This is a genomic window from Peptoniphilus sp. HMSC075B08 (assembly GCF_001815405.1).
Classification (GTDB): Bacteria; Bacillota; Clostridia; order Tissierellales; family Peptoniphilaceae; genus Peptoniphilus_A; species Peptoniphilus_A harei.
Genome location: NZ_KV820450.1, coordinates 65,256 through 79,132 on the forward strand (window position 1 = coordinate 65,256; position 13,877 = coordinate 79,132).

The 13,877-nt window shown below is 36.8% G+C and carries 4 protein-coding genes; 3 read left to right on the forward strand and 1 reads right to left on the reverse strand.

Annotated elements, in window-relative coordinates; genetic code table 11:
• Complete coding sequence (locus tag HMPREF3023_RS05455; protein ID WP_070701512.1) at positions 1-7,815, reverse strand: hypothetical protein; 7,815 nt, start codon at positions 7,813-7,815, stop codon at positions 1-3.
• Positions 7,816-8,140: 325 nt separating this feature from the next.
• Between HMPREF3023_RS05455 and HMPREF3023_RS05460 the strand changes: the two genes are divergently transcribed.
• The 3 genes from HMPREF3023_RS05460 (at position 8,141) to ftsH (ending at position 13,836) form a co-directional block, all read left to right on the forward strand.
• A complete protein-coding gene (locus HMPREF3023_RS05460; protein WP_070701514.1) occupies positions 8,141-10,669 on the forward strand; it encodes a ribonucleoside-diphosphate reductase subunit alpha in 2,529 nt (842 codons plus the stop codon).
• A gap of 218 nt (positions 10,670-10,887) precedes the next feature.
• Positions 10,888-11,928: a ribonucleotide-diphosphate reductase subunit beta gene (locus HMPREF3023_RS05465; protein WP_070701517.1), complete on the forward strand. Its 1,041-nt coding sequence runs from the start codon at positions 10,888-10,890 to the stop codon at positions 11,926-11,928.
• A gap of 75 nt (positions 11,929-12,003) precedes the next feature.
• Complete coding sequence (ftsH, locus tag HMPREF3023_RS05470; RefSeq protein ID WP_070701519.1) at positions 12,004-13,836, forward strand: ATP-dependent zinc metalloprotease FtsH; 1,833 nt, start codon at positions 12,004-12,006, stop codon at positions 13,834-13,836.
• The last annotated feature ends 41 nt before the right edge of the window (positions 13,837-13,877 follow it).

The following is a 13,877-nucleotide window of genomic DNA, read 5'->3' on the forward strand; positions in this document are numbered from 1 at the left end:
TTATCTTTCTAACTTTCTTCTAAAGAAGACTAGGACGCCAAGTAGGATTCCACTTAGATAAAGTCCCATGAGGTCTTCTCTCACACCAGTCTTAGGAATGTTGTTAGTGTCATTTCCTTCCCTAGGCACCTTCTTAAGGTCAGTGATTGTATTTTCACTTTCCTTATTTGGAGTTTTAATAAGATCTTCAGTTTCCTTTTTAGGTTCATCTGAAGGAGTCTTAGGTTCTTCAGGTTTTTCCGGTTCTTCCGGTGGTGTCTTAGGTTCTTCTGGTGGGTTCTTTGGATTTTCAGGTGGATTCTTAGGATCGTGAGGTGGTTCCTTTGGTTCTTCAGGTTTCTCAGGTTTTTCAGTATTCTTTGCCTTAAATACAAAACCAAGTTCGTCTTCGCCCTTGTCCATGATTTCAATTTTTACATCATAGCCATCTGCGTTAACTTCTTTGATTTCATACTTATAGTAAACCACTTCTTCAGTAACCTTTCCATCTTTATCAATACTTACAAACTTCTTGAAGATAGGAAGTCCGTTAACTTTATCTGTGAATGAATTACCTTCATTTGCAATAAGTTGATTTTTAAGTTTAGTTCTTTTTAGAACCTTTCCATCTTTATCAGTTTCAATTTGATAAATATCAAACCTAACCTCAGGTCTGTCCTTTTTGATTTCCTTGCCTTCTGTGTCAAAGAATTCTTTAAAGATCTTAAGGAATCTTTCCTTATCAAGATAAACCTTGACAGTGTTAGAACCCTCAACAGTGTTTTCTGCAATAAGGTCCTTGTCAGCCTTTGTTAAATCTTTAAGATTGAAGAAGTCCTTAGCATCGCCAAGTTCAACCCTTTCTCCATCTTTTCCAATGTAAATAACTTTTCCGTTTTCGATTTTAGCATCAAGTTCAGGAATCATCATTGGAATATCAAAGTACTTAGTTGCTCCTTCAGGGAAACCTTGTTTGCCAGATTTTAAAACTAGGCTTGTAACATCAGATAGTTTAGTAGATTTTTCTTTAATTGCTTTTTCAAGTTCTTCCTTAGTATAAGCTTTTTCACCAATCTTATAAGTTACTTCAAAACCTTCAAGATCAGAAGTAACAAAATCTCTAAGAACAGGTCTTAGGCCCTTATCCTTAACTTTAGGAAGTACATCTTCAATAGTTAGGTCAATATTTCTTGAAGTTTCTCCAGGAACTTGAACTATTCCTGATTTTTTAGTGTACTTAATCCTGTAGTTAAACTTGTCGCCAAACTTAAGCTCAGCACTGCCCTTAAACCATCCTTCTGACTTGTCAGCATCAACAACTTTCCCGTCCTTATCCAAGATTTGCAAGTATTTATTTACATCGCCGCTTGGACCTTCGTGGATATTTACCTTAGTCTTGCCAAAGTAGAATTTTGCCTTGTCACCAAAGGCACCGTGGTTAGTGTAGTCACTTCCAATAATGCCATCATCAAAGTCTTTGAATTTCTTCTTATCTACATATAAGTTTTGAAGTTTAAATGTAAATTGATTTGTAGAACCATGAGGTGCTTCAAAGTCAGGAAGCCAAGCGAGGATAGCTTGAACTTTATCGCCCTTCTTGATATTTGCATCATCAATAGCTTTTTTAAGGACTTCTGCTCTCTTCTTGTCGATTTCCTTATCTGATTTTAGAAGTTTTTGGTATTCAGCATATAGGTCGTCAGTGTAGGCATACTGGATTTGTCCCTTCCACTTGTTAAAGTCTTCATCGTATTCAAAGTCTTTGTTGGCACCATTTGCCATTAACTTTTTCCTATCAACTTCAAGACTTAATTTAGTTCCTTCTTTTACCTTGAAGATTTCTGGAAGGATATCAAGGATTAAGGAATTCTTGTATTCATAGTAGCCATTAGCTTTATAGCTTTCATCCTCAGCTTTAGCCTTAGCTTTTTCTTCTTCAGTCATTTCCTTGTTGTCTTTTTCAGGCTTAAGAGCATCGGATAAATCTCTTTGTTCCTTAGTCATCTTGTCAACAGTAACATCAATTGTAAAGTCAACAGATTTCTCAGCTTCATCACTAATATCAAGAGAAGAATCGCCTTCAACTTTTTTGTCTATGCCAGGTTTTTCTTCATCAGAAGTTGGATCATCAGGTGTGTAAGTTAACTCAAAGTCTGAGTCATTTTGTCCTTTTGCACCAAACTTGCCTGACTCTTCGCCTTCAGCTGGTAAGAAATCTTTTCCGGATTCTTGGATACAGTGTCCAATGATGCCATAACAACATTTACTCTTCCAGTCGCTTTCTTCTCCAAAAATACCTTCTTTTTGAGTAAGGACATCAAGTTTGTAGTTGGCAGAGTTGGCATATTTTGCCCTGTCATAACCCTTATTAGACATGTAGTAGGCTGCAAGATCAATAGATTTGCCCTCAAGCTTCTTATAGTCGTCTCTATTTGAATAGTCTTTGCCGAATTTTTCCTTAAATCTTTCTGCTATTGTTGAATGTTTTTCTCCGTTGCTAATATACCAATGGTTAATTGGTCCGCCTTTTTTGTTTTTAAGGCTTTCACCGTTAACAGCTAGGTCTTCGTAGTCAAGATCGCTGCCCTTTACAACAGAATATTTTTCCCAAGCATAGTTAGATTCATTACCTTCTTCAATTGTTACAAGAGGTTTGATTTTATCTTTTTTAGTATCATTAACTCTCTTGTAGGCTTCAGTCATGATTTCCCTATAATTAGCTTCGTCTTTTAAGTCAGCTTCTTTATATTTTTTATCGCCAATTCCGTTTTTTAAGATTTTTTCGACTTCAGCCTTTACATACATATCCTTGTTTGTAAGAGGTTTTCCAAATTCATCTGTGTAAGGAATGTCGATATCAGGAACTATAACAGAAGTTAGGCCAAACTTTTTAGTATTTTGTGGATTAATTGCCCCACCAATAGTGATGCCAGGCTTTAGTTCCATCCTAATAGCGTTGAAACGCATATCGTTATACTTATAGTCGCCCTTACTCTTATCAAGATAGATTAGAGGAAGCTTTTCAAGTTCTTCTACTAACTTTTTCTTAATATTTTCAAGAGCATCTTGTTTTTCTTGGCCTGTTAATTTTTTACCTTTAACTTCTTTTTCGTCAACTGCCTTCATAAGTTCTTCAAACTTATTAGTCAAGATTCCATAACAATTAGATTTTTCAGAATGGTATTTTTGGATGACATTATCAAAAGAAGTTTTAAAGTTATCAATACTATCTGTCTTGAGATTATCAAGCTCTTTAATAGTTTCGTTGATTTTTTCTTGGTAAGTCTTTTGAGCAGGACTGTAGAATTTGTTTAGTTTATCATCCTTAGGGTCATTTTTCTTATAAAAAGCATTTAAGACCTTAATTCTCACTTGCCCCTTAGACTTATCGCGAGTTATAACAAAATCAATACCATTTTTAGTGATTGTCACCGTATCTTTATCGCCAAGTTCATTGATGATTTCCTTGCCAGTCAACTTGAAATCTTCTCCAAGATCTCCAAATCTTCCTTCGATAAAGCTTGGGTTTACGCCTAATCTAATATTATCGATTTGGTCTAAGAAGAAGTAGGCATCAGAACCTTTAAATTTAGATTTTTCTAAAGCCTTTTCAGCATCTGCTAAAGCTTTTTTAGTTTTATCAGTAGAATTTTCTTCATCAGCTTTTTTAGCTGCATTGTAAGCTTTTTTTGCATCATCATAAGCTTTTTTATACTCATTCCACTTTTCTTCTGTATCATTGACGATTATCTCATCATACACAAGACGGTTGTCCATATTGTGGTCTTCCACAACAATTACATTGTCCTTGTTTTCTGGGAATAGACTGCCTTCAGAGTTATTAAAGCCAATTTCCCAAAGAAGTGAACGGTCGATTTCAACCTTGCGTCCATCTCTTTGAATTTCAAAAGATTTTTTATTATTTTCTTTATCTTCCGTTAAGACAAATTTTGCTCCCTTATAAAGTCTTCCAAGTTCTCCTTGTAGGATTTCAAGAAGATTAAGATTATCCTTGTTCTTTTCTTTATACTTTTCAAAGTCTTTCTTTAATTTTTCTTTCTTTTCTTCAGATTTTTCTTTGTTGATAGCTTCTCTTTTATCATTAGCATCTTTTTCTAGAATCAATAAGTCAGTTATTAACTTATCTCTTTGTCTGTCAGATAGATCTCTGTAGAAAAGATTAAAGAACCTATAATCTGGAGTTTGTTCCAGTTCCTCAGGATGATTCTTAAAGAAAGAAGTTTCTGTAACTTTTTCATTCTTTAGGGTAAAGAATTTGTCAATCCTTTTAGTTTCATCTTTTTCAGATGTGAAGATTGATTTTTCCTCCCACTTACCTTCTTTAGTCTTACTTGGCTCTTCATAAGTTGCCTTTACATCAGCGTGAAGATTGTAGACAATATTTTTTCCTGCTAAGAAGCCAGGGAATTTTAGTCCAAATTTTGCATTTTGGACAGCGTCAAAGATACTTGTTTCATCAGTAACTTTTTCTATTGCATCTTTGCCTTCTCCTAAAGTTTGAACAACTTTTGCAATCTTATCAACTGATAAGATGTCGTCACTAGCCTTAGGGTCTGGGTTTACATAGTAGTATCTTCCATTTTGAGATTTTTTAAGATAGGTTTTCTCACCTAGTGTGAAATAATCTTCTGGATTTGTGCTACCCTCGTAAACATCTTTTTTGTCTAAGTCTTTGATTTCCACATATTTTCCATCTTCAGACTTGTAAGAATTTTTTATTTTCTTATTTAAATCAAAGGATTTATAAGATTCTAGGAATTTATTTCCTTCTAACTTTCCATTTACACCTTCACCTTTTGTCGGCATAAACTTTCCTGCATTGTAGTAGTACTTATCTCCAACGATCTCGTATTTGTTATCAGCATCAACAACTTCATTTTGATTATTGACAAGTATTTGTTCATCTTTAGTAGAAACTTTTATTTCTTTGTCAGAAGATTTTCCTGAACTTACTTTTTCATCCTTAGTTTTACCTTTTTCAGCTGTAGCAACCTTTCTAGTGAAAGTATAGGTTCCATCACCTTCATTTGTAACTTCTACCTTCATCCTCTTGCCAAATTTATCAACGAGAGATAGGCCTTCCTTATATTCAAGTCCGTCGATTAAATAGCCGCCCTTGAATACTGGGTTTGTAACTATACGATAAGTTTTGCCGTCAACTATAACACTCTTGATTCCAGTGTTATTGCCTTCGACAACTTTTGTTGGGTCGTAAGTAACATCTGCTACTGTACCGTCAGAATTAATGACAATATCTCCAGCTTTTCCTTCGTAGTCTGATCCATTAAAGACCTTGCCATCCTTATCAAAGATAGCATTTTCTAGGATAGTTCCACCATAAGATTTTTGAGTATTTCCCTTTCCATCTTTAGTTTCAATAACTACCTGCTTGCCCTTTACTGTAGCACTTACATCAGGATCAGCCTTACCATCTTTATTGACAACATTGCCCTTAAAGACGTCGTATTCTTTAGTGTAAGAAGTTAACTTACCATCCTTAAAGATATAAGTTTTTTCGACTTCATTTCCTGTATCGTCTATTTCTTTAACAAGAACTTTTCCATCCTTATCAAATCTTCCAAGTTCTTGGCCGACTTTATAGAGCTTTCCGTCTTCAACCTTGAAAGTTTTATCTTCGCTTTCAAAGACTTCACCAGAAATAACGTCGTGGGATTTACCGTCTTTATCGACATAAACCTTCTTACCAGCATTTTCTAAAATAACATCAGTTAGTTCAGCTCCTGTAAGTTCTTTATCATCTTTATAAAGCTTTCCATCTTTTTCTACAAGATTTCCACCAAGAACTTTTGTATCAAGCTTTAGTTGGTATCTGCCATCTTCAAGCTTGTGATACTTTAGCCCTGATTTGTGAATCATTTCTGCAAAGTCACCGTTTTGATTCTTAGGAAGTGTGAAAGTAATATCAACTGAAGAAAGTGGAAGTGATTCCCCATTTCCTGAGTTAATAGTTACGTTGTCAATGTAAGTGTTGGACTTCTTTAGGTAAGTGAAGAAGTCAATTACCTTGTCTGTGTCACTTACAACCTTTGAATTTTCTGTCTTGCCTGCATCAACTTCTGGAATATTCTCTGGCTTTTCATCAGTATTTGATCCTGGGCCAGATACCCCAGCATCATCTTCATAACCTTTCTTAGTTATCCTGAATTTTTTTGTAACTGTTTCATTATTAAGCTTCATTTCAAGGTCGAATCCCTTGTGGAAGTCGCCCTTAAAGCCAGGCATATTGAAACGAAGTTGGGCAATACCAAAAGTCTTGTCACTATTTACAGTGAAGGAATAGGTTCCATCTTCATTTTTCACAAGTTCAACAGGTTCTCCATTTAGAAAGGCAAGATTACTTGCACTTCCTTCTGGAATAGAAGCACCTTGTTCTAAAGGCCTAATAGTGAAAGTAAAATTTTGTGGATCATCGTCTTTATTGATGTGAAGTAAAAGGTTGACGTCTGTATTGTCTGGGATGTAGTAAGTATTGTCATGTCCGTCATCTTCTTTTAATTCATCGCCAAGCTTTCCACCAACAAGTGGGAAGACTCTTACAGTAGGACTTCCATCTGTATAGGCAGGTTTTATATCCCCGCTATCTATACCATCTTTCAAGGCTTTTTCAGCATCTTCAAAAGCTTTTACAAGTTCTTGTAATTTTTCTGAAGTTGTTTCACGTGGATTATCAGGATTAAGTGCATCTTGTAATGCTTTCTTTGCATCGTTATAAGCCTTCAACTTATCCTGAGCATCTTCAGTAGCTCCGTCTTGCAGTCTTTTTACATCAACAGAATTGTTGATCTTTTTCTGTGCTTCCGTCTCATCAGACTCTAGGATACGAGGAACTTTAAAGTTTCCAAGCTCCTTATTTAAAGCGTCAAGTTTATCTTTGATTTTTTCAAGATCTTCAGCTTTTAAATCCTCTCTAGCTGCTTCTGCCTTTAGGTTTTCATACTCATCTTTTAGCCTGTAGTACTCTTTTGTTCTCTTTTCATCTGTGAATCGATTTAAAATTTCCTTATTTAGCTTTTCTGATGAGCCAAGAGCGTCAAGATACTTTTGATTGTATTCTTTTTGAAGTTCTGCTTTTTTTGCAGGATCTTTTTCACCTTCAATCTTCTTTGATAAGTCAGCTAAGTCTTTATTATTTGTGTCGACTTCTGGCTTGGATTCTGGCTTGGAATCTTCAGCTGGAGCTTCTGGTTTTTTCTTTTCTTCTTCCTTTGGCTCTTCAGTAGGATTTTCTTCTGTGGCTCCAGTTTCTCCAGCAGGCTTTTCTTCCTCTGTTTTTTCAGGTTTTTCTTCTGGAGTGTCAGCTTCTTCTACTTCAGTTTTGTCCTTTTGGGAAGGATTTGTTGAATCAGCTTGACCTTCTGTAGCTTTAGGATTATTTTCTGGAACTTCATTTTCAGAAGAAGCTTCAGAATTATCTACAGGGTCAGTTTTTTCTGTGACTTTAGGATCTTTTTCAGAGTCAGAGTTTTCTGTGCCCTCAGAATTATCTGCGACTTTAGATTCTTCTACAGCTTCAGAAGTTTCTGTGGCTTTAGAAGTATTTGAAGCGTCAGCTGTTGCTTCAGGCTCAGAAGGATTTTGCTTTTCATCTGAAGTATTTTCTTCAGTATTTCCTTCATCCTTAGCTTCTGTGTTTTGGTCTTTTGTTAAAACCTTTTCATTTGTGGGAGAGTTTTGTGAACTTTCACTAGCAACAGTATTATTCTTGTCACTAGATTCTTCTTCAGCATAAACTCCACCATGCACAAAGAATGTCAATATTAGAATAAAAAATAAGACATTTAGTTTCTTGTTCATTTTTCTCCCCTCCTTTCTTTTGTATATTAAGATAATAGAATTATCTCAATATTATTATACTCCAAAGGCCCTATATTTTGTAGCTATTAAGCCGATTTTATTCTGATAAAATACAAAAATGTTTTAGTTTTAATTAATAAAAATAAAAAATTAAAATTGATGGAGAAATCTTATAAAAAATTAAAAAGTTCAAAGCTTTATAACAAAATAAAATCCTATAAGTTTATTTTTATCGACTTAAAAGCTATTTATAAAATTTTGTTTATGATAATATATAGTAGTATTTGAAAACTTATAAATAAAAATTCTACTATATGGAGGATTTATGAAAATATTAAAAAGAGATAAGAGAGAGGTTGATTTCGACCATTTAAAGATAAAAAATGCCATCGAAAAAGCCTTTGACTCTGTGGGAAAAGATTATGTTGATTCTGTAATAGGCGCCTATGCCCTTGATATCAAAAATAGCTTACTAAAAAACTATGATCCAAAGAATCCTCCAACTGTTGAAGAGATTCAGGACCTAGTTGAGCTAAAGCTAATTGATGAAAAGGAAATTGAAGTTGTAAAGGCCTACATCCTTTACAGGAATAGACACTCTGAAGAGAGACAAATCTTGGACAAGTTCGCCAACTATATCACTGACGACAAGGTCCTAAAGATTTTGAAGTTTGTGAGAAAGAACTACGACCCAAAGGTTTACGAGCTTGAAAAACTTTACAAGAAGTTTGAATCCTTTGTGAAGAAGGACCAAAGTCAAGACGCCTATCTTTCTGAAATTATTAAGGCAGCAAGTGAACTTACTGACAAGGATGCCCCTAGGTGGGAATTTATTGCAGCCCTCTTCCTAAATTACGACCTTGAAAAGAAAATCAAGGCCAATCTGGAAGAGTTTAAGATCAATAATTTCTACGAAAAGATTGTCTTCTTAACTGAAAAGGGTCTTTATGGAGAATATATTTTAGAAAATTATTCTAAGGAAGAGATCCTTGAACTGGAAGAATATATTGATAATTCAAGAAACCATCTCTTAAATTATTCTGGCCTTGACCTTCTAATAAAAAGATATGTTATAAGGAGCCACGACGGCAGGTTTGTGGAATCAGTCCAAGAGATGTTTATGGGGATTGCCATGCACCTTGCCATACCTGAGGAAAACAGGATTTACTGGGCCAAGAAGTTCTACGACATTTATTCTAGCCTAAAGGTAACTGTTGCCACACCGACTATGTCCAACGCTAGAAAGCCTTACAACCAGCTTTCTTCTTGCTTTATTGACACAGTGCCAGACACTTTAAAGGGAATTTATCGTTCTATTGACAACTTTGCCCAAATTTCTAAGCACGGTGGCGGCATGGGACTTTACTTCGGCAAGGTTCGTGCCACCGGTTCTGACATCAGGGGCTTCAAGGGAGTTGCTGGTGGCGTTATAAGATGGATAAAGCTTGCCAATGACACTGCTGTTGCTGTTGACCAATTGGGAGTTCGTCAAGGTTCTGTTGCCTGCTATCTTGATGTTTGGCACAAGGACGTCCCAGAATTTTTACAACTTCGTACAAATAATGGTGACGACAGGATGAAGGCCCACGACATCTTTCCTGCTATTTCCTATCCAAATTTATTCTTTGAATTGGCAGAGAAAGACATCAATGCAACTTGGTATATGTTTGACCCTCACGAAGTCCTAGCAAAGAAGGGTTATGCCCTTGAGGACTTTTACGGCAAGGAATGGGAAGAAAAATACAGGGAATGTATTGAAGATGAGTCCATCTCCCGTCGTGAGATGTCTGTAAAGGACCTAGTTAGACTTATTATAAAGTCACTTACAGAAACTGGAACGCCTTTTGCCTTCTACAGGGACAATGTAAATGAGATGAACCCTAACAAGCACGTTGGCATGATTTATTCTTCAAATCTTTGTACAGAAATAATGCAAAATATGTCTGCCATTGAAACTCTTGAGACTACAATAGAAACTGAAGATGGGGACGAAGTTATTGTGACAAAGACTAAGCCAGGTGACTTTGTTGTTTGTAACCTTGCTTCTCTTGTGCTTGGAAATATTGACCTTGAAGATGACAAGGAACTAAAGGACATTGTTGCAACAACAGTAAGGGCCCTTGATAATGTTATCGACCTAAACTACTACCCAATCCCTTATGCCAAGGTGACAAACAGGAAGTACAGGTCTATAGGTCTTGGAACTTCTGGCTACCACCACGCTCTTGTCAAGGCTGGCATGGCCTTTTCTGATATAGATGAACACTTGAAGTGGGCAGACGACCTTTATGAAAGGATAAACTTCCACGCAGTTACTGCTTCTATGGAGATTGCCAAGGAGAAGGGGTCTTACGACTTCTTTGAAGGCTCTGATTGGGAGAATGGAAACTACTTCGATCTTCGTGACTACAAGGATGAAAAGTGGAATAAGCTTAGAGAAGATGTGAAGGCAAATGGCCTAAGAAATGGTTATATAATGGCAATTGCCCCAACAGGTTCAACTTCAATTATTGCCGCGACAAGTGCAGGAGTCGACCCAGTTATGAACAGGTACTTCCTAGAAGAGAAGAAGGGATCAATCCTTCCTAGGGTGGCACCAGACCTAACTCCACAAACTTTCTGGCTATATGAAAATGCCCACGAGCTTGACCAAAACTTTGTCATCGAGGCTGCTGCCATTAGGCAAAGGCACATTGACCAGGCTCAGTCCATTAACTTCTATATAACAACGGACTTCACAATGAGAAAGATCCTAAACCTTTATATCAAGGCAGCCAAGGAAAAGTTAAAGTCAGTTTATTATGTGAGAAGTAAGTCTCTAGAAGTTGAAGACTGCGACTATTGTGCATCATAAAATATTCTTAAGTGATAAATTTTTATGAAGTCACAAATTTTTATAAAGTCGTGATTTTTTGTGAGGTCACAGATTTTTGTTAAGTGATAAATATTTATAAAGTCATAGATTTTTGCAAAGTCCTAATTTTTTGCAAGGTCATGATTTTTTAAAAAGTCATAAAATTTTATAAAGTCATAAATTATTCTAAAATCGTAAAAATTATTAAAGGAGGAAATATGCAACTTTCAAAAAGAGGTCTCTTTAATGAAAAGGGAGACATTGAAACTTCCAAGAGGAGGGTCATCAACGGCAACACCACAAACCTAAATGACTTCAACAACTTGAAGTACAGCTGGACAAGTGACTGGTACCGTCAAGCCATGAACAACTTTTGGATACCAGAAGAAATTAACCTTTCCCAAGATGTGAAGGACTACAGGGAACTTGATAAACATGAGAAGACTGCCTACGACAAGATTTTATCTTTTTTGATTTATCTTGATTCACTGCAAACTGCTCAAATTCCAAAGCTACAATCCTATGTAACGGCAAATGAAATCAACCTTTGCCTTTCCATCCAGGGTTACCAAGAGTCCATCCACTCTCAGTCCTATTCCTACATCTTGGATACAATTTGTTCGCCAGAAGAGAGGGAAGAAATCCTCTACCAATACAAGGACGACGAAGTCCTCTTAAAGAGGAACAAATTTATTGGGGACCAATACCAAGACTTCTACGAAGATGAGAACTTGGACAACTTTATGAAGGCCCTAATTGCCAACTATATTCTTGAAGGGATTTACTTCTACTCAGGCTTCTCCTTCTTCTACAATCTTGGAAGGATGGGCAAGATGCCTGGCACAGTTTCTGAAATAAGATACATCAATAGGGACGAGAACACTCATCTTTGGCTCTTCAGGAGTATTATCCTTGAGATGAAAAAGGAACATCCAGAGATATTTACAGATGAGAATATAAAGAATTATAAAGAAATGCTTAAAAAGGGTGTTGAGGAAGAGATTGCTTGGGGTAAGTATGTCATAGGCGATGAAATTAAGGGTCTCAATGAAAAGATGATTGAAGATTACATCATGTACCTTGGCAACTTGCGTTCCAGAAATCTGGGTTTTGGCAACCTCTTTGATGAAAATATCGACGAGCCAGAATCAATGAAGTGGGTTAGCGAATACTCTGATCCTAACCAAATTAAGACAGACTTCTTTGAAGCAAGACCATCTGCATATTCCAAATCTTCTGTAATTGAAGATGACCTTTAATAATAAAGATATTTAAGCCGGATTTTTATCCGGTTTTTATTTTTAAAAAATTCATCCCTTAAGGAGGTTTATAAGATGGAAGACAAGGACAACAACAAGAGACCCAAGTATAATTTATTTAGGTACTACTTAATATCAATCTTGGCAGTCTTTGCCCTAAACTGGTTAATTTTGCCAATGGTAACCCAAAACAGCATAGAGGGTTCTTCTTATTCAGACTTTAGGAATAACTTGAGCCAGAATAAAATCGAAGAGGTAAGCTTTAAGCAAGATCAAATCCTCTACAAGCTTAAGGATGACAAAAAAATCTACAAGACTGGGAAGATGGAAGATCCAGAAATAGTTAAGGACCTTGAAGAAAAGGGTGTTGAATACTCTTCTGAAATTCCAGAAAAGCCAAGCTTATTTATGAATTTTATTATGACTTGGGGATTCCCAATCCTATTATTCTTCTTGCTACAAAGAGCAATGACTAAGAGGATGCAAAGCCTTGGCGGCGGTGGAATCCTTGGTGGCGGCAAGAAAATTAAAAAGTATGAACCAAGTGGCGAAACTGTAGACTTCGATGACGTTGCAGGTCAAGAGGAAGCAGAAGAGTCCCTGGTGGAAATCGTGGACTACTTAAAAAATCCAAAAAAATATACAGACATTGGGGCCAAGTGTCCTAAGGGAGCCCTATTAGTTGGCCCTCCAGGAACTGGTAAGACCCTACTTGCCAGGGCTGTAGCTGGAGAAAGTCACGTTCCCTTCTTCTCCATAGCAGGTTCTGAATTTGTGGAGATGTTTGCAGGTCGTGGAGCAGCAAAGGTTAGGGAACTCTTTGAAGAAGCAAAGAAGAATGCCCCATGTATAATTTTTATTGACGAAATTGACACAATTGGTAAGAAGAGAGATGCAGGTGGATTTTCTGGCAATGACGAAAGAGAACAAACTCTTAACCAACTCTTGACTGAGATGGACGGTTTTGACGGCAACATTGGAATAGTAATGCTTGCTGCAACTAATAGGCCAGAGATCCTTGACCCGGCACTTTTAAGACCGGGTAGGTTTGACAGACAAATAAGAGTTGAGCTTCCAAGTCTAAAGGACAGAATTGCAATCCTAAAGGTTCACGCAAGGTCCTACAAGATGGAAGAAGACATTGACTATTCACTTATTGCAAGGTCAACTGCTGGTGCCTCAGGTGCCCAACTTGCAAATATCTTAAACGAAGCTGCCCTTCGTGCAGTTAGGATGGGCCAAGACAAGGTTCGTCAAGAGGACATCCAAGAGTCCATAGAAGTTGTAATTGCAGGTGCTCAAAGAAAGCAAGATATACTTTCTCCAGAAGAAAAGAAGAGGGTGGCCTACCACGAAATTGGTCACGCCCTTGTTGCAGCCCTACAAACTGGATCTGAACCTGTGGAAAAAATTACAATTATCCCAAGGACTTCAGGTGCTCTTGGCTACACAATGCAGGTGCCAAAGGATGAAAAGAATCTCTACACAAGAGAAGACTTGATCAATCACATCACAACTCTTTGTGGTGGACGTGCAGCAGAAGAAGTTATCTTTAACGAAGTTTCAACTGGCGCTGCCAACGACATTGAGAAGGCAACAGAGACTGCAAGGTCCATGATCACCCAATATGGTATGGCTGAGGAGTTTGGCATGGTTAAGTTCCAAGACTCTGGTTCAAGATACATGGGCGACAATGGAAACATGAACTGTTCTGAAGAAACTAGAAAAGAAGTTGACGACCTAATGGTGAAGATTGTGAAATCTGCCCAAGACAATGCAAGAAAATTAATTGCAGACAACAGGGATGCCATGAAGGAACTTTCTGAATTCTTGTTAGAAGAGGAAACAATAACTGGTAAGCAGTTTATGGAAATCCTATCAAAGTACAAGAACTTTGATGAAGAATAAGATTATATAAGAAGGTGGCTTAGGGCCGCCTTTTTTGTTTT

Excerpts from the sequence above, each read along its gene's own strand:
- HMPREF3023_RS05455 (WP_070701512.1), bottom strand. The coding sequence starts at position 7,815 with ATGAACAAGAAACTAAATGTCTTATTTTTTATTCTAATATTGACATTC.
- HMPREF3023_RS05460 (WP_070701514.1), top strand. The coding sequence starts at position 8,141 with ATGAAAATATTAAAAAGAGATAAGAGAGAGGTTGATTTCGACCATTTA.
- HMPREF3023_RS05465 (WP_070701517.1), top strand. The coding sequence starts at position 10,888 with ATGCAACTTTCAAAAAGAGGTCTCTTTAATGAAAAGGGAGACATTGAA.
- ftsH (WP_070701519.1), top strand. The coding sequence starts at position 12,004 with ATGGAAGACAAGGACAACAACAAGAGACCCAAGTATAATTTATTTAGG.